Below are 17,223 nucleotides of genomic sequence, written 5' to 3'. Positions count from 1 at the left end.
GTAAACACCTTCACGATTAAACCAAAGGTAAGCCAATGACAAAATCGGTAGTGTTAGCGTCAGCCTCACCACGACGCACTGCTTTGCTCAAGCAAATGAACATAGCCCATACAATACAAGCTGCCGATATTGATGAGTCGCCCCGTGACAATGAACCACCGCTGGAGCTTGTAGCAAGGCTTGCTACTGAAAAAGCCCTAGCAGTAAAGGCGCAGTTAGTGTCTCAGCAAGCAATGACGAAGGACAAACTCATTTTAGCTAGCGACACCCTGATATCTTTCAACGGGCAAAGTGTGGGTAAGCCCGAAGATAAAGCCGACTCAAAACGCATCCTTACCATGCTTTCTGGTAAAACTCATGACGTACTTACTGCTATCTGTGTACTCGATAACGCTCAGCAACAGACTCAAGTCATTACTACGTCTGTAACTTTTGCAGCATTGACGGATGCGCAAATTGACGCATACTGGGAAACAGGAGAACCTGCTGATAAAGCAGGGAGTTACGCTATTCAGGGTATTGGTGGTGAATTTGTGGTCTCTATCAACGGTAGTGCAAGTGCCGTAATAGGCCTACCGCTATACGAAACCCGCCAATTACTTAATGCATTTGGACTGAATGAATTTGGAGTAGTATCGTGAGTGCTGAACTGCTTATTAACGTTACCCCGTCAGAGTCACGGGTGGCGCTTATTGAAAACGGAATACTGCAAGAAATTCACGTTGAGCGTCATACTAAACGGGGTTTAGTTGGCAATATTTATCGTGGAAAAGTAAGTCGTGTATTGCCGGGCATGCAGGCGGCATTTGTAGATATAGGCTTAGAAAAAGCGGCGTTCTTACATGCCTCTGATATCGTTATCCATAATGAAATCGCTGAAGAAGTCTCGGCCAGTCATATTCAAAAGCAAGACATACGCGAGCTGGTGCGTGACGGTCAAGATATCGTGGTTCAAGTGGTAAAAGATCCCATCGGTACCAAAGGAGCGCGCCTTACCACAGATATCACTATCCCAAGTCGTTATCTTGTATTTATGCCTTCGGTAACCCACGTTGGTGTATCGCAACGCATTGAAGAAGAGTCAGAGAGAGAGCGTTTAAAATCTCTTGTACAAGAGTTTTGTGATGAGAACGGCGGCTTTATTCTTCGTACCGCTGCAGAAGGCGTGGGTAAAAATGAATTGCAGTCAGACGCCGCGTTTTTGCGAAGACTGTGGGATAAAATTCAGTCTCGAATGAAAAAGCGCAAGTCGAACGTGCTTTACGAAGACTTACCGCTTGCGCGACGGGTGTTACGAGACTTTGTAGGTACAGAGTTAGACAGAATTCGTATCGACTCGAAACTGTCATTCAACGAACTACACCAGTTCACCAAGGAGTACGTGCCTGAAATGAACGGCAAACTCGAGTACTACCCGGGTGATAGACCCATTTTTGATTTGTATGATGTGGAAAACGAAGCGCAACGAGCGCTAGAGCGTCGTGTAGACTTAAAATCAGGCGGCTATTTGATTATCGACCAGACCGAAGCCATGACCACTATCGATATCAATACGGGCGCTTTTGTTGGCCACCGAAACTTAGAAGAAACGATTTTTAACACTAATATTGAGGCGACGCAGGCGATTGCTCGCCAACTGAGATTGCGTAATTTAGGCGGTATGATCCTCATCGACTTCATCGATATGATTGAACCAGACCACAAACGACGTGTCTTACACTCATTAGAAGTGGCGACGAACAAGGACAGAGCTAAAATAAATATTCACGGTTTCACTGCGCTAGGGCTTATTGAAATGACCCGTAAGCGCACCCGTGAAAGCATTGAGCATATACTGTGTGGTGAATGTCCGGTGTGCAAAGGCCGTGGCACAGTAAAAACAATTGAAACCATTTGCTTTGAAATTATGCGTGAAATTGTACGGGTGAATCGCGCCTACGACGCAGACAAGTTTGTGGTTTATGCATCACCAAAAGTGGCAGAAGCCTTAATGGGTGAAGAGTCTCATATGCTGGCGGAACTTGAAGTATTTGTGTCTAAACAGATCAAGGTTCAAACCGAAACACTGTACAATCAGGATAAGTACGACGTCGTCATGATGTAATGCATTAACGTATACGAAGGCAAAATGTGACAAATTTTTCGTCGGTAGCCGCTTATCTACTTAAGAAGTTTTGGCTACTACTTGCCGTATTGCTTGTACTTTTCGCGCTTGTTTTAAGCGCTGCACGCTATGCTCTGCCGCATATTGAGCACAACAAACACTTGTTGGAAAATTATATAAATGAGCAGTATGGCGTAAATCTATCCATTAAAAGTGTGCATGCTGTTTGGCAGCGCAGTGGGCCCAGCATTGTGCTCAATTCTGTGTCGCTGGCTAAAAATGATGCATCCCCCGTGGCGTTGGATATCAGACAAATCTATGTTGAGCTAGATTTTTGGGAATCGCTACGCCATCAGCTCATTTCATCCAATCGTTTTGAACTTCGGGGCTTAGAACTCGATATTGATGCTGACCGCCTTTCTGGTGACGGTAAAAATAACTTTCCCGTGGTGAAGGCCCTTGAGAGGCTTTTTCTAGAGCAACTTCAAAGCTTCTCGCTAGAGGATGGTGTGGTTTCTGTTACCCATTTCAGCGAAACCAATTCCTTTGATATAGAGAGCTTATCCTGGAACAACGATGAAGAAAGGCACCAAGGTTTAGGGCAACTGAAAGTGGCAGATTTAGCCGCGAATTCAGCCTCTTTCATTATTGATATAACGGGAAAGCGAGAAGAGTTTGAAGGCGTGTTCTACGCCAAAGCCGAAGAGCTTGATATTTCTCCTTGGGTAAGCGATCTGATTAAAACGAAGCGTCCGTTAGCTCAAAGTCGTGCAAACTTCGAGGTATGGACTCACTTTTCTCAAAGTGAAATTACCAGTATACAAGCCGAGCTAAGTGAAAGCCTTTTGGAATGGGGGAGTGGCCGCGCGAAAACGGTAACGGGCGTCAGCGGTGGCAGTCTTCAGGCGTTACCAAACCCTGAAAGTCATCAGGGCGGTTGGAATGTCAGAGTCGATCAGCTCGTGCTTAATTCCAGCAATGAATCACTGACCACCGATCTTATTGGTAGCATTAGTGCAAACGGTGACGTGCTGATAAATACCATGAAGCCCGTGCAAATTAACCCCTTTTTATTGCTATTACCCCTTTTTATGGATGATACCAGTGAAGAAGAAATACGCGGGCTAAATCCAAAAGGTGAGTTAGCTACATTGCAAATTCAACTGCATAACGGCCAGCCTTCTTTGGCCGCTAAAGTACTCGATTTGCAGTGGGATAAAACGGACAAGGTACCGGGGCTTTCTTCCCTCAACGCCGAGCTCTTTTGGTATAAAAATAATGGTGCCGTTTACTTAGAAAGTCACGATAGCGTGTTAAGCGCTGATGGCGTCATCAAAAAAGACATCAATATAAAGCAGCTTGAATCTCGATTTTATATTTATCCAGAGCAAGCAGGCCAAACAGAGAAACAGTGGATAGTGAAAGGTAGTGACATGCTACTAGATAGCGATGCTGTTACTTTGCATCCACAGTTTAAACTGAATACGGCAACGGGGTTTATGTCGCTGTATGTCGATGTAAGCCCGCTGGCTTTAAATGAAGTGAGTAGCCTGTTTCCGACTTCCCTAATGGGTGCTAATACCGACAAATATCTTACTCGAGCCTTTACTGGCGATGGCGAAATTACAAATGCGCGTGTGCTGTGGCATGGCCGAACAAGTGACTTCCCCTTTGAAGACAATACCGGTATTTTCCAAGCTTATGTCGATATTAAGCAAGGGGATTTTCTTTTTGCGCCTAACTGGCCTGCGCTCAATAACTTAGATTTGTCTTTGTTTTTTGTGAACAATGCCTTAGTGATGGAAAGCCCAAGTGCAACCCTTGCCGATGTAAAAATAAGCAATATGTCGGCTGCTATACCAAGCTTTAAGCCTGGTACTCGCTTGGAAATCTATGCCACCGGCAAAGGTTCTGGTGAGGCGCTTACGGTGCTAATGATGGACTCATCCCTTAAAAATTCGCTGGGTAAGGTATTAAGCGATGATGTGCAAATTAGCGGGCCCCTGTCTGCTGATATTAAATTAGATATACCTTTTAAAGGCAAAGATGTGGTGGCATCGGGTATCGCGCATTTATCCAATAACCCTGTCTATATCACAAAAACTAACATGCTTTTTGATAAAGCGTCGGGTGATGTGTCGTTTACTAATGGAGATATAGACGCAAGCGGTCTTACCGCCCAATTTCTTCAGCAGCCGGTGAATTTGTCGCTGTCTGGCAGGCAGGGCGACATGTACGATCTCAACGTAGAACTAGATGGACGTTGGCATGTCCACCCGCTGGCTAACTATGTAAACACGGACCTCACTGAGTACATCGATGGTGAAGGTGATTGGAATACCAAAGTAGAACTTACCCTTTCTAAAGATGGCTTTGAATATTCCGCAAATCTCACGGCAGATTTAACGGCAACACAAAGTATATTACCTGCTCCCTTCGATACTTCAGCTGGCAGTAGCTTTCCTCTACAAATAATAAGCACTGGCGATGGTAAAGCATCGAACGTTAAAGCTACGCTTGGCAGCAATATCCGTTTTGACGGCGTGCTTCCTCACAAAGAAATGAAGTTCTCGCGGGCGCATTTGGCTCTGGGTGAAAGCGATATTGCCAATATTGGAACCGGTTTTAGTATCAGTGCAAATTTGGCTCGAGCCGATGTACAAGAGTGGTTTAGCACTATCGATATGTTACTTTCTGGCAAAGGGAAAGACACCGGCGATGCCTCTGCAAAAACTAATGATCAGTTAGCTAGCCAATCAAAAATTACTGAAGGTAAGCGCACGAACCTGTTCGGAACACCCTCGCGTATATTTGCTAAAGCCGACATGCTTAATCTTGCCGGTCATACCATTAAAAAGGCAGAATTGAACGCAACTGAGCGCAATAAGGATTGGATCTTAGACCTCGCTTCACCTCAGGCTAGAGCAACTATTCGCATCAACAGTGATTTAGATGAGCAAGGCATTGAAGTAAATGCCGACTACTTGTCGTTAGATAAACCTGCTGAACCTGAAGCATCTGCCACAGCAGATAATAATAACGCGTTAGCCGCTACTGGCGTTGCTCCAATTGAGGAAGATGAGTCACCTTATAGTATTGACCCCAACACGCTGCCCCCCATTTATTTTTACTGCCAGTCTTGTGGCGTGCATGGTATTGATTTAGGTGAAGTAACGTTAGACGTTGCGAAAGAAGATGGTGGTCTAGCCATACGCCAGCTCTTAGTGAAGTCTGATGAAAGCAACCTAACCGCTACGGGTTACTGGAAGCACATTGGCGGCGAGGTTAAAAGCGCGTTAAACGGGACATTAACGTCTCCAGATGTTGGGCAAATGCTGAAAGAGTACGGCGTTGAATCGGGAATTAAAGACTCTAGTGCAAATGTTCAGTTCGACATTAACTGGCCCAATGCGCCAATGGACTTTGGGTTTGAGCAGCTTAACGGTAACGTAGAGTGGTCGCTGTCTGATGGTTATCTTACAGAGTTAAGTGACAAGGGCTCGCGTATTTTTACTCTATTTAGCTTAAACTCGTTAGTAAGAAAGCTGAGCCTTGATTTTCGAGACGTTTTTGCCAAAGGCTTTTTCTACGACGACATGGGCGGCACCTTAAGCATTGTTAACGGCAAAGCGTATACTGACGATACTGAAATTGACGGCGGCGCTGGGGAAATAGAAATTACCGGCTTCACCGATTTAAATACGGGTGGGTTAAATTACAACGTGTCGTTCGCGCCCAATGTAACCGGGAACCTTCCGTTTCTTGTGTATTTTTTAGCAACGCCGCCTACCGCATTAGCTGCCCTTGCCATTGACCAAGTGTTGACCTCTGCGAAAGTCATTTCAAATGTGAACTATCGCGTAACGGGTACCATAAAAGAACCTAAGTTCGATGAAGTTGAACGTAACAGTAAAGACATTAGCTTACCTGCCCAAAATGTGCCTGTTCCAGAGAACCCCCAAGACAGGCCATTAACGGATGATGACGTACGCAGGCTGAAAATGGAGGTGATCGATGGTTAATTTAGTAGCACTACAAATGACTTCTACGCCAAACGTGGAAGAGAATCTCGATACGGTGGCAAGTGAAATGGCGGCGGCCACTATCGCAAAAGACAGCTTGGTCGTGTTGCCAGAGTGCTTCGCTTGCTTTGGCGGTAAAGACAAAGGTCAACTTGACGTCGCTGAAGTAAAAGGTGATGGTGCAATACAGCGCCGTTTATCGTCACTTGCTAAGCAACACCAATGCTACATAGTGTCAGGTACATTTCCGGTCAAAACTGAAGACCCTGAAAAGTTTTCTGCGGCATGCATGTTATTTGGCCCAAGCGGCGAGCTTCTAGCTGATTATCGTAAAATTCATATGTTCGATGTATCGGTAAACGACAACACGGGCAGCTACAAAGAGTCGGCTACCACCGAAGCAGGAAGCGAAGTGGTCACTGTTCAAACACCAATAGGCAACATTGGGCTTGCGGTGTGCTATGATGTACGCTTTCCAGGGTTATTTACTGCAATGGGCGATATCGATATTTTGGTGTTGCCTGCGGCCTTTACCCAGCGCACTGGAGAGGCGCATTGGCATGCGTTGTTGCAAGCCAGAGCCATCGAAAAACAGTGCTATGTGGTAGCGCCAAATCAAAGTGGTGTGCACGCTAACGGTCGCGAAACTTATGGGCATAGTATTATCCTATCGCCTTGGGGCGAAACCCTTGCCGAGCGAGCTTCCGAAACAGGGCTGGTATCGGCAAACGTAGATATTGCAGCAAGAGAAACCATTAAACAGAATATGCCGGTTGTCGAACATAACCGATTCAGGAGTCATTTTGTCTAAATCTGTTGAGCGTCATTTATTATCTGACTCAGGCCTAGATATTACTAAGCTAGAAAGCGCGCTAGCGACCATTCATCGCCACGACACCGACTATGCCGATTTATATTTTCAGTCGAGCCAACATGAAAGTTGGGTATTAGAAGACGGTATTATCAAAGAAGGCAGCTATAACATTGAGCGCGGAGTAGGCGTGCGTGCTATTAGCGGTGAAAAAACGGGTTTTGCTTATTCTGATGAAATAAGCGAAGAAGCGTTAACTAAAGCATGTAAAGCGGCTCGCGGTATTGCGCCAAGCGGCGGAACCCAACAGGTAGCTGGCTTGGGTCACAAGAGCGTTGAAGCACGTTACTCTGAAAACAATCCCATTCTTGCGATGCAAGACGCTGAAAAAATTGCTTTGCTTAAAGCTGTAGATACCTATATTCGTAAGCAAGAACCTTCGGCTAACCAAGTAGTAGTAAGTCTAAGCGGCGTGTATGAAGAGATATTAGTGGCTGGTAGTGACGGTACGCTAGCCACAGACATTCGTCCGTTGGTGCGTTTAAACTGCTCAGTATTGCTAGAACAAGGTGATAGACGCGAGCGCGGTTCAGCGGGGGCTGGTGGTCGATATGCTTACTCATTCTTTAAGCAAGATGACGATGGCAAACCCTATTATGAGCAACTAGCCGATGATGCCCTACACATGGCGCGAGTTAATATGCAGGCAGTGGCTTCACCAGCAGGTGCTATGCCTGTGGTATTAGGCAACGGTTGGCCTGGCGTATTGCTTCACGAAGCAGTAGGGCATGGTCTTGAAGGTGATTTTAACCGTAAAGGTGCATCAACTTTCAGCGGTCGCATTGGCGAGCGCGTAGCCGCCAAAGGTGTAACGGTTGTTGATGACGGTACATTAAGCGACCGTCGCGGTTCATTATCAGTGGATGACGAAGGCACGCCAACGGCGCACAACGTGTTAATTGAAGACGGTGTTTTGAAAGGCTATATGCAGGATAAACACAACGCTAAGCTGATGGGTGTTGCGCCTACCGGAAATGGCCGTCGTGAATCTTACGCTCACCTGCCTATGCCACGTATGACCAATACTTACATGCTGGAAGGTCAGCACGACCCGCAGGAAATTATCGCCTCTATCGACAAAGGGATTTACGCGCCTAACTTCGCTGGCGGTCAGGTAGATATTACCTCTGGTAAATTCGTGTTCTCTAGCGCTGAAGCTTACCTTATCGAAAACGGTAAAATTACTGCACCAGTTAAAGGGGCAACCTTAATTGGCAACGGCCCTGAGGTTATGCAAAAAATATCAATGATCGGCAACGACACTGCGCTAGATAAAGGCGTGGGTGTGTGCGGTAAAGACGGTCAAAGCGTACCAGTAGGTGTAGGCCAGCCTACGCTTAAAATTGACGAGCTAACAGTAGGTGGTACGGCTTAGTTCAGCTCACATAGCCACTCATAGAACTAAAAAAGGTTGGGCATAAGCACCAACCTTTTTTGTATCTGAAGATCACTCAATGCCGAGAAGGCGATAAGTTAATCTTCGTGAATAACGTCTTTCAAATACTGAAACAGCTCTCTGAACGCTTTCGGTGGCGCATTCTTTTCACGCTCTTTTTTAATTTGGCGGTGGAATTGACGCAGCTTTTGGCGATCAAGCTCAGGGTGCGCTTCAATCAACTTCTGAATAGCTGGGTCGCCCTCTTCAATTACCGCTTCTCTGGCCTTCTCTAGCGCATGAAAAGCCGCGTTTGAAGCTTGGTGCTGGTGGGTAAGTTTCGCAAGAGCTTCTTCTATGTCGGCAGTATCGCGATTACGCAGTGCTTTACCAATAAACTGAAGTTGGCGTCGATAGCCATCTTTTTTCTTGTTAACTTTACGGGCAATAGCAACTGCATCGGCCAGCTCTTCATCCATAGGAATAGTGGCAATGTTTGCATCGGTTAAGTTAACCAAGGTTTCGCCTAGCTTGTGAAGCTCTTTTGCTTGACGCTTTAGCTCAGTTTTACTGACAAACTCTTCCTCTTCGAACTCATCTGCTTGCGCATCTTCGAAGTAAGGATCTTCAGGAGAATTGTATTTCTGATCACTCATTTCAAACTCATTAGTGTTACACTTTAGCTAAATTGTAACTATCACAGTCGAATTAAGACAGCGAAACTTACTATGCAAATTGAGCAGCAGTTAGCCGACATTCAAAATGTCGTAGATGATGTACTAAAATTAGCCGTTTCAAAAGGCGCAACGCAAGCCGAAGCCAGCATGTCGAAAGTGCAGGGCATTGCCGTATCTTCACGTATGCAAGAAGTTGAAAACGTTGAATTTACCAACGACGGTGGCTTAGGTATAAGCGTATACGTAGGCAAGCGAAAAGGTAGTGCTTCTACTGCTGATTTAAGCAAAGCAGCATTAACTTTAGCGGTAGAAAAAGCCGTAGATATTGCACGTTACACCAGTGAAGATCCTTGTACTGGTTTGGCCGACGCTGACCTTATTGCTACTGAATTCCCAGATTTAGACCTGTATCACCCTGAAGAGTTAGATACTGAGAAGGCCATTAAAACCACTATTGAAGCTGAAAAAGCGGCAATGGATTACGACTCACGCATTACTAATTCCGATGGCGCGTCGTATAACGCAAACTTAGGAATGCGTGTTTATGGTAATACTCATGGTATTAATGCTGGTTATCCTAGCAGCCGTTATTCACTAAGCTGTATGGTGATTGGCGCACAAGATGACGACATGCAGCGTGATTATGCCTACACGGTAAGCCGTAAGGCCGATTTGTTGCAATCAGCAAGTGCTGTAGGCATTGACGCTGCAAAAGCGACTGTAGACCGCTTAGGCGCCCGTAAGATTAATACGGCGAACGTACCTGTACTTTTACACCGCGACATTGCATCTAGCTTGTTCGGTCATTATGTTGGTGCTATCAGCGGTGGCAGCCTTTATCGTCGTTCTAGTTTCTTACTTGATAGCCTTGGCGAGCAAGTTTTCCCAGAATGGCTTAATGTTGAAGAGCGCCCGTTTATTAAAGGCGGCTTAGCAAGCTCTAGCTTCGACAACGAAGGTGTAGCCTGTTCAGATATGACCATTGTAGATGGCGGTAAATTAGCCACATACCTTTATACTACGTACTCTTCGCGTAAGCTAAATACTCGGTCTAACGGCCATGCTGGTGGTATTCACAATTGGCTAGTAGGCGATACAGGGCATAGCGACGCTGAGCTTCTAAAAGAAATGGGCACAGGACTATTTGTGACCGAGCTTATGGGGCAGGGCGTTAATGGTGTAACCGGTGATTATTCAAGAGGCGCTGCGGGCTATTGGGTTGAGAATGGCATCATTCAATACCCAGTCCACGAAGTAACCATTGCTGGTAATCTAAAAGATATGTTTAAAGGCATTGTGGCAATCGGTGCTGAAAAGGATGTGCGCGGCAGTGTACAGACTGGTTCTGTACTCATTGACCAAATGAAGATAGCGGGCAGTTAGCTCGCAGTTTCTCGAAACGCTGAAGGAGAAAGACCTGTCGATTTCTTAAAGCGTTTTGAGAAAGTAAATACATTTGTGTAGCCCACATAGCTTGCAATGTAGGAAACGGGCCACTGCGTGCTTAACAATAAGCTTTTGGCCCGTGCCATCCGCAAATGAATAACGTGCTGTTTTGGGCTTCGCCCAAACACTTGTAAGCACAACCTATGAAGGTGAGGAGCAGAGTAATGCGCCTTTTCACTTAAGCTTTTCATATCCCAGTCAAACTGAAGTTGTTTATCCACCACTGAAAACAGCGCATGTACCCGGCTTATTTGGCGCCGCTCCTTATCGTCACAGGCATGCTTTTTACCTAATGGAGCATCAGCTATGCGGTACAGATAACGAGAAACAAACTGCATGGCAGCGCGACGGCTATCAAGGTCGCGTTCCAAGTACACAAGTTCCATGGCGTGATGGAGTCCTTCTAGCATGGCGTTATCTACAACTAAGGCATCGTTCTTTCTAAATGACTTCCAGCGCTCGGTATTAGCTAAATTTACCCAAATTATGTCCCACTGCTCGCTGATAATGGAAACTTCAAAGCTTTGTCCAGCAGGTAAAATAATAAGCTGCCCTTCATTTAGCTGTAGTTCGCCTGATGGAACGCGAAACTTTCCTTGCCCTTTTATGCTGTAGAACAAGGTATGGTTAGGCGGAGAAACACGCCCCACTGTATAGTTCCCTGATAAGTTAGAGCATCCTGCCAGTTCAATGCCTAGGTTGCTGATTTCTGGCGCGTTGCTACTATCTATAAAGCGTTCGAAGCAGTTGGGGCCAATATCTACAATGTCTCTGAAGCTAGGTTGCATAAATGTAAAATGATAGTTTTGGATAAATAGATGTAAGTTTAGAGCATAAAGGATCTGTAGAAAGTTAGCTATATTTCGCTTAACGAAAAAGTAAAGGATATGACATGCTTAATGTTTCCCAAGTAGTCGCTCAAAAAGACTGGCAAAACCCAGTTGTGTTTCAAAGAAACCGCATCAGTGCCCACAGTCCACATTACGGGTACAAAACGCTAGAAGATGCACTGCACAGTACCAATGCGCAAAAGCGCAGTTTAAATGGTCAATGGGATTTTCGTTTGTTTGATGCCCCAGAAAGCGTACCTGACAGCCTACTTACTAAAACGTTGAGTAACGATGAATCTGAAAACTGGCAGCCTATAGCCGTGCCGTCCAACTGGCAGCTGCAGGGGCATGACAAACCTATTTATTGTAACGTTAAGTATCCGTTTGCAGTAAACCCTCCTGTGGTACCTAGCGACAATCCAACGGGTTGCTATCGTACTACGTTCAACGTTACCGATGATGAACTAAAGCAGCGTAACCACATTGTGTTTGAAGGCGTAAATAGCGCCTTTCACCTTTGGTGTAACGGCGAGTATGTAGGTTATTCTCAAGATAGTCGCTTGCCTGCTGAATTCGATTTATCCCGCCTCTTAGTAGAGGGAGAAAACCGCTTGGCTGTTATGGTGATCAGATGGTCTGACGGCAGCTATTTAGAAGACCAGGATATGTGGTGGCTCAGCGGTATCTTCCGAGACGTTAATTTGGTCACCAAGCCTCAGCATCACATTCAAGATGTGTTCGTTACACCAAAGCTTGATGCGTGTTACCGCGACGCTACGGTTTCAGTTCGTACTGCCATCAATGCGCCATCTACCTTTAAAGTGGGCATCCAGCTTTTTGATGGTGATAACGCTGTTACCGAGCAAGCTATTACCGGCACCAATAATAAGCGTATTGATGAAAAGGGAGGCTGGGATGATGTGGTTTTCCAAGCGCTAGACGTGAAAGAGCCCAAACATTGGACCGCAGAAACGCCAAGCTTATACCGCATTGTGGTATCCCTTATTGATGAGAGCGGTAACACGGTGGACCGTGAAGCCTACAGCGTTGGCTTTAGAAATATTGAAATGATAAACGGCCAGCTATTGGTTAATGGCAAAGCTGTGCTTATTCGCGGTGTAAACCGACATGAGCACCATCAGTTTAAAGGTCATGCCATCAATGAAGATGACATGCTTGAAGACATAAAGCTTTTAAAGCAGAACAATTTTAATGCCGTGCGTACTGCGCACTACCCCAATCATCCTCGCTGGTATGAGCTTTGCGATGAATATGGGCTCTATGTGGTCGATGAAGCGAATATCGAAACCCACGGTATGTTTCCCATGGGTAGGTTGTCTCGCGACCCGCTTTGGGCAGGCGCTTACATGGCTCGCTTTACCCAAATGGTTGAACGAGATAAAAACCATCCAAGTATTATCATTTGGTCGCTAGGCAATGAGTGTGGCCACGGCCCTACCCACGACGCCATGTATGGCTGGGCGAAGTCATTTGACCCATCACGACCTGTGCAATATGAGGGTGGGGGCGCTGACACAACGGCTACCGATATTATCGCGCCTATGTATGCGCGGGTAGATACGGATGTAAAAGACGATGCTGTACCTAAATGGGCTATCAAAAAATGGTTGTCGATGCCGGGTGAAAACCGTCCCGTTATTTTATGTGAGTACGCTCACGCGATGGGTAACAGTTTGGGCAGTTTTGATGAATACTGGAAAGCATTTAAAGACTATCCACGTCTTCAGGGCGGCTTTATTTGGGACTGGGTTGATCAAGGGTTAACCAAGTACACAGACAGTGGTGAAGCCTACTGGGCTTACGGTGGCGACTTCGGTGATACCGATAACGACCGTCAGTTCTGTATTAACGGCTTGCTGTTCCCAGACAGAACGCCTCACCCCCACTTATTCGAAGCAAAATATTGTCAGCAGCACTTGAGCTTCTCGCTAATTGAAAGAGACAACAAGTTTGAGCTTACCGTAAGCAGCGATTACCTATTTAGACATACAGATAATGAATTGTTGTGTTGGCAAGTACTAGAAGACGGAAAACCAATTGCTAATGCAAAGGGTGAATGCGAAATCAATATAGGTCCGCAGCAAACAAAAATGCTGACGCTAACCCCTGAAATTACGTTTAAAGTTGGGGCTGAGTATCACTTAAATATTGATGTGGTATTAGTGAATGACTGCACGTGGGCTAATGCTGGGCATAATATGGATATGGCCCAGTTAGAAATAGTCAACAAGGCGGGAATAATGCCGTTTTGTACCAATGAGAGTGACATAGTTAACGGCACGAGTGAGCTGTCAATTGAAGCTCAAGATGGGGTGTTGCTGGTACACGCCCGAAACAACGTGTTTAGCTTTAATAGTGAAAGCGGGCTATTGACGTCGTGGCTTAAAAACGCAGAGGAAGTTCTGAGCGCGCCGCTAGAGGATAGTTTTTTCCGGGCACCGCTAGATAACGACATTGGGGTAAGTGAAGTTGATAACCCAGACCCTAATGCTTGGGAGTCTCGCTGGCGTCGTGCTGGTATAGGTGAGTGGTTACGCACTTGCACGGGCGTAAACGTCGAGCAGGGCGCGCAAGACGTGCGTATAACATCGTTATTTGAATATCATTATGATCAAAAGCTGGTGGCTTCAACCAAGTGGGTTTATACCATAAACACGCAAGCCGAACTTTCAGTAGAAGTAGAGGTGTTATTAGACGATGGCTTACCTCCCATGCCGCGTATTGGTATGCAAACCGCAGTGCCAGAGTCACAGGAACAAATGCCAGTAACATGGCAGGGGCTAGGGCCGTTTGAGAACTACCCAGACAGAAAAGCGGCGGCGCGCTATGGTCACTACACCTTGCCTTTAGAAGAGATGCAAACGCGCTATGTATTTCCTACCGACAATGGCTTACGCAGTCACTGTAAAGAACTGGCTATCGGCGAATTTACTGCCACCGGGCAGTTCCACTTCAGTGTAAGTGAATATGGGCAAGCACAGTTGGAGGACGCAAAGCATACCTGTGATTTAGTCCCTCAGGATTGCGTGTTTGTTTACATTGACCATGCACATATGGGCGTGGGCGGCGATGACTCGTGGAGCCCAAGTACACACAAAGCATTTTTATTAGAAGAAAAGTATTACCGCTATTCGGTTTGCTTTCGCGCTACTGCTAGCTAGTCTGATACCATCACGTACAAAAAAGCCGCTACATGGTAGCGGCTTTTGTATTAACTTAATATCCATTCAAGTAGCGACTTAGCCGTCAACCTGACCGCAGAAGCGGTAACCTTCACCGTGGATAGTTACAATCAATTCTTCATCTGTTGGATCTGACTCGAAGTGCTTACGAATACGACGAATAGTTACGTCAACCGTACGGTCGTTTGGACGAAGCTCGCGTCCAGTCATTTCCATAATTAGCTGTTCACGGGTAAGGATCTTACCTGGGTTACTTAGGAAAAGGTGAAGCGCACGGAATTCACTACGAGGTAGACGGAATTCTTTACCGTTAGGAGAGATCAATGAACGGCTATCACCATCAAGGGTCCAACCATTAAAGCTCACACGGCTTGGCAAATCGTCATCTTCTGAAGAGTTTGTTGTACGAGACAGTAAGTTGCGCGCGCGGATAGTTAATTCACGCGGATTGAACGGCTTAGTCAGATAGTCGTCTGCGCCAATTTCAAGACCTAGAATGCGGTCAACGTCGTTGTCACGGCCTGTTAGGAAAATAAGACCAACGTTCTTACGATCGCGTACTTCACGCGCTAGAATTAGGCCGTTTTTACCTGGAAGGTTAATATCCATGATAACCAAATTGATAGCGTGATTCTCGAAGAAATCATGCATTTGATCACCATTTTCGGCTTCAAATACATTATACCCTTCCGCTTCAAATAAACTCTTAAGCGTGGTACGGGTTACCACCTCATCTTCAACAATTAACACATTTGGCGTCTGCATGGTGTTTTACACTCTTTCTAAAATACGATTTAAGCAACTAACTGGTTAAATTTTAATATTCATGTACTTGATTGCAAGTAACTTGTGAATATTCTTATTGTTAAGGTATTGGGGTTAGCCAATAAAAATCAAGAAAAGTTCATACTTTATACAACTATTCTGATGTTTTCGCATTAACAACAGGGAAGATAATGACAAATTCTACCCCGTTGCCCTCCTCGCTGGTAATCGAAATTGAACCATTAAGGGCTTGCGTCACTAAGTTGTACACTAAGTGCATTCCCAATCCGGAGCCGCCTTGACCACGCTTTGTGGTAACAAAGGGGTCGAAAATCCGCTTGCGGATTTCCGGGGAAATGCCTTTTCCGTTATCGGTATAAACAAGCTTGAGCTTATCACTGCTAACCAACTCGGCACGAATATCAATGGTGCCTTCATCCATGGTTTCAAACCCATGAATTACCGAATTCATGATTAAATTAATCAAAATTTGATTTATCGGGCCAGCCTTCGTTTCAACGCTAAGGGTAGGGTCGCAATTTACGTTGATGTTGTGTTTTAATTTTTTAAGTCGAGGCTGCAATGACAACAGTATCTCATTAACTAGCTGCACAACGCAAAAACTTCTACTAGATTCTGAGGTTTGATCTACGGCAACCTGCTTAAAACTGCTAATAAGCTCGGCAGCTCTATTCAAATTACGGTAAATAATATTGAGGTTTTCGTTACTTTCTTCCAAGAAGCGCTTCATTGCGCTGGCTTTCAGGGTTTTATTTTCAAAGTCCTTGTGAATAACAGCTAACCTATCTAACATCATGGTTGATGCAGTTACGCCTAAGCCAATTGGTGTATTAACTTCATGGGCGACACCGGCAACCATGTCACCGAGAGAAGCCATTTTTTCGTTCTGCACGATTTGACGCTGGAATTGATGCAGCTTTTCTAGCGTTTGTATAAGCTCTTGGTTTGCGTCTTTAAGTGCTGTCGTTCGATGGCTGACCATATCTTCAAGACTGGCATTTAGTTTTCTGTGTTGCTCCTCTGCCTGCCTCTGTTTTTGCATGTATTCTTGCATGCGAAGCAGCATTACATTGACCGCATCAGCTAAAATATCGAGTTCTTTAATGCTTGAACCATTAGCACGGGCTGAATAGTCACGCTGTCGAGACGTGCGCTGTAAAAAGTTAGCTATGCCTTCCACTGGGCCGGTTACAAAGCGCTGCATTCTAATAGCAGAGTAAAAGCTTATGGCTAACAGCACTAAAGCGACTGCTAAATTTAGCCAAATTGACTTTCCAACCAGTTGATTAAAGTTTTCCGAGGAGACCCTTAAATATACCCAACCCAACTGGATGTTCGTTTCCGGGTCAAACACTTTGGCGCTCAGTTCAAGGTAGTGCCCGTTATCTGCCAGTATTGGATTCATAACCATGGGAGCTAACTGGTTTTCCTTGCCACCTAATAAAAGCTGCCCCTCTTTATTGTACGAAGCAAAAATTTCTGGCTGCAATGCACCGTCTTGAGCTTTGTAAACGTGAGCATTGAGTACATGCTCAGCAGCGGTAAGATTACTTAACGCAACTTCTATACGTTCAGGGGTGTCATCATAAAGGTAGGTCGATGAGCTTCTAGCCACCAACTTGGCCAGCATCATTGCGTTAGATTCAAGCTCATGGCGATAGGTTTTTATTTGCGTATAAACAGCAAGGCCTGACAACACTGCAATTGAGAAGGTAATAATAGACATCACTACCCAAAGAAAGAGGCTTTTTATAGAAAGCTTTACTGCCTTATCCGTCATACCTGCCTTGTGTACTGTCCATTTACGTCATCCGTTTTTTAATAGTGGCGCAAAAGTAAGCAAAAAGAAAGGCGCTTATAAACAATAATTAATGTAGAAGGTAATGAAGCTATAACCTACTTCATCTAC

General features: G+C 45.4%; 11 protein-coding genes. 7 read left to right on the top strand and 4 right to left on the bottom strand.

Features of this window, described 5'->3' with window-relative positions; all coding sequences use genetic code 11:
* Nucleotides 1-35 precede the first annotated feature (35 nt).
* From D1814_RS06280 to tldD, 5 genes are read left to right on the top strand one after another with little or no spacing between them, the layout of a single operon-like run.
* Entirely contained in the window at nucleotides 36-641 is a 606-nt protein-coding gene (locus D1814_RS06280; RefSeq protein WP_118490589.1) for a Maf family protein, read from the top strand.
* Nucleotides 638-2,104, top strand: a complete 1,467-nt coding sequence (rng, locus tag D1814_RS06275; protein WP_118490587.1) for a ribonuclease G — start codon at nucleotides 638-640, stop codon at nucleotides 2,102-2,104. The genes D1814_RS06280 and rng overlap by 4 nt, the downstream gene beginning before the upstream one ends.
* A 26-nt stretch (nucleotides 2,105-2,130) precedes the next feature.
* Nucleotides 2,131-6,126, top strand: a complete 3,996-nt coding sequence (locus D1814_RS06270) for a YhdP family protein (protein WP_118490585.1) — start codon at nucleotides 2,131-2,133, stop codon at nucleotides 6,124-6,126.
* Nucleotides 6,119-6,937: a carbon-nitrogen hydrolase family protein gene (locus D1814_RS06265; protein ID WP_118490583.1), complete on the top strand. Its 819-nt coding sequence runs from the start codon at nucleotides 6,119-6,121 to the stop codon at nucleotides 6,935-6,937. The genes D1814_RS06270 and D1814_RS06265 overlap by 8 nt, the downstream gene beginning before the upstream one ends.
* The gene (gene tldD / locus D1814_RS06260) at nucleotides 6,930-8,372 is read left to right on the top strand and encodes a metalloprotease TldD (RefSeq protein WP_118490581.1); all 1,443 of its coding nucleotides are present in this window, start codon (nucleotides 6,930-6,932) and stop codon (nucleotides 8,370-8,372) included. The genes D1814_RS06265 and tldD overlap by 8 nt, the downstream gene beginning before the upstream one ends.
* Before the next feature lie 98 nt (nucleotides 8,373-8,470).
* On the opposite strand, the gene yjgA is transcribed toward tldD, so the two are convergent.
* Complete coding sequence (gene yjgA / locus D1814_RS06255; RefSeq protein WP_118490579.1) at nucleotides 8,471-9,028, bottom strand: ribosome biogenesis factor YjgA; 558 nt, start codon at nucleotides 9,026-9,028, stop codon at nucleotides 8,471-8,473.
* Between the two features lie 72 nt (nucleotides 9,029-9,100).
* Between yjgA and pmbA the strand changes: the two genes are divergently transcribed.
* Entirely contained in the window at nucleotides 9,101-10,432 is a 1,332-nt protein-coding gene (gene pmbA, locus D1814_RS06250) for a metalloprotease PmbA (RefSeq protein WP_118490577.1), read from the top strand.
* Here the strand turns inward: pmbA and D1814_RS06245 are convergent.
* Nucleotides 10,429-11,283, bottom strand: a complete 855-nt coding sequence (locus D1814_RS06245; protein ID WP_118490575.1) for an AraC family transcriptional regulator — start codon at nucleotides 11,281-11,283, stop codon at nucleotides 10,429-10,431. The genes pmbA and D1814_RS06245 overlap by 4 nt on opposite strands.
* Before the next feature lie 104 nt (nucleotides 11,284-11,387).
* Here D1814_RS06245 and D1814_RS06240 point away from each other — a divergent pair, with 104 nt between their 5' ends.
* Nucleotides 11,388-14,507 carry a beta-galactosidase gene (locus tag D1814_RS06240; RefSeq protein WP_118490573.1) on the top strand — a complete coding sequence of 1,040 codons (3,120 nt, stop codon included), beginning with the start codon at nucleotides 11,388-11,390 and terminating at the stop codon, nucleotides 14,505-14,507.
* Nucleotides 14,508-14,585: 78 nt separating this feature from the next.
* On the opposite strand, the gene arcA is transcribed toward D1814_RS06240, so the two are convergent.
* Together arcA and D1814_RS06230 are read right to left on the bottom strand one after the other, a co-directional pair.
* Complete coding sequence (arcA, locus tag D1814_RS06235) at nucleotides 14,586-15,293, bottom strand: two-component system response regulator ArcA (RefSeq protein WP_014996957.1); 708 nt, start codon at nucleotides 15,291-15,293, stop codon at nucleotides 14,586-14,588.
* A gap of 154 nt (nucleotides 15,294-15,447) precedes the next feature.
* Nucleotides 15,448-17,094, bottom strand: coding sequence for an ATP-binding protein (locus D1814_RS06230; protein ID WP_118490572.1), 1,647 nt, complete (start codon nucleotides 17,092-17,094; stop codon nucleotides 15,448-15,450).
* Nucleotides 17,095-17,223 lie beyond the last annotated feature (129 nt).

It is taken from the genome of Alteromonas sp. BL110, from assembly GCF_003443615.1.
Classification (GTDB): Bacteria; Pseudomonadota; Gammaproteobacteria; order Enterobacterales; family Alteromonadaceae; genus Alteromonas.
Note: the sequence above shows the minus strand (reverse complement) of the source record. Positions and strands in the feature narration are given on the sequence as shown.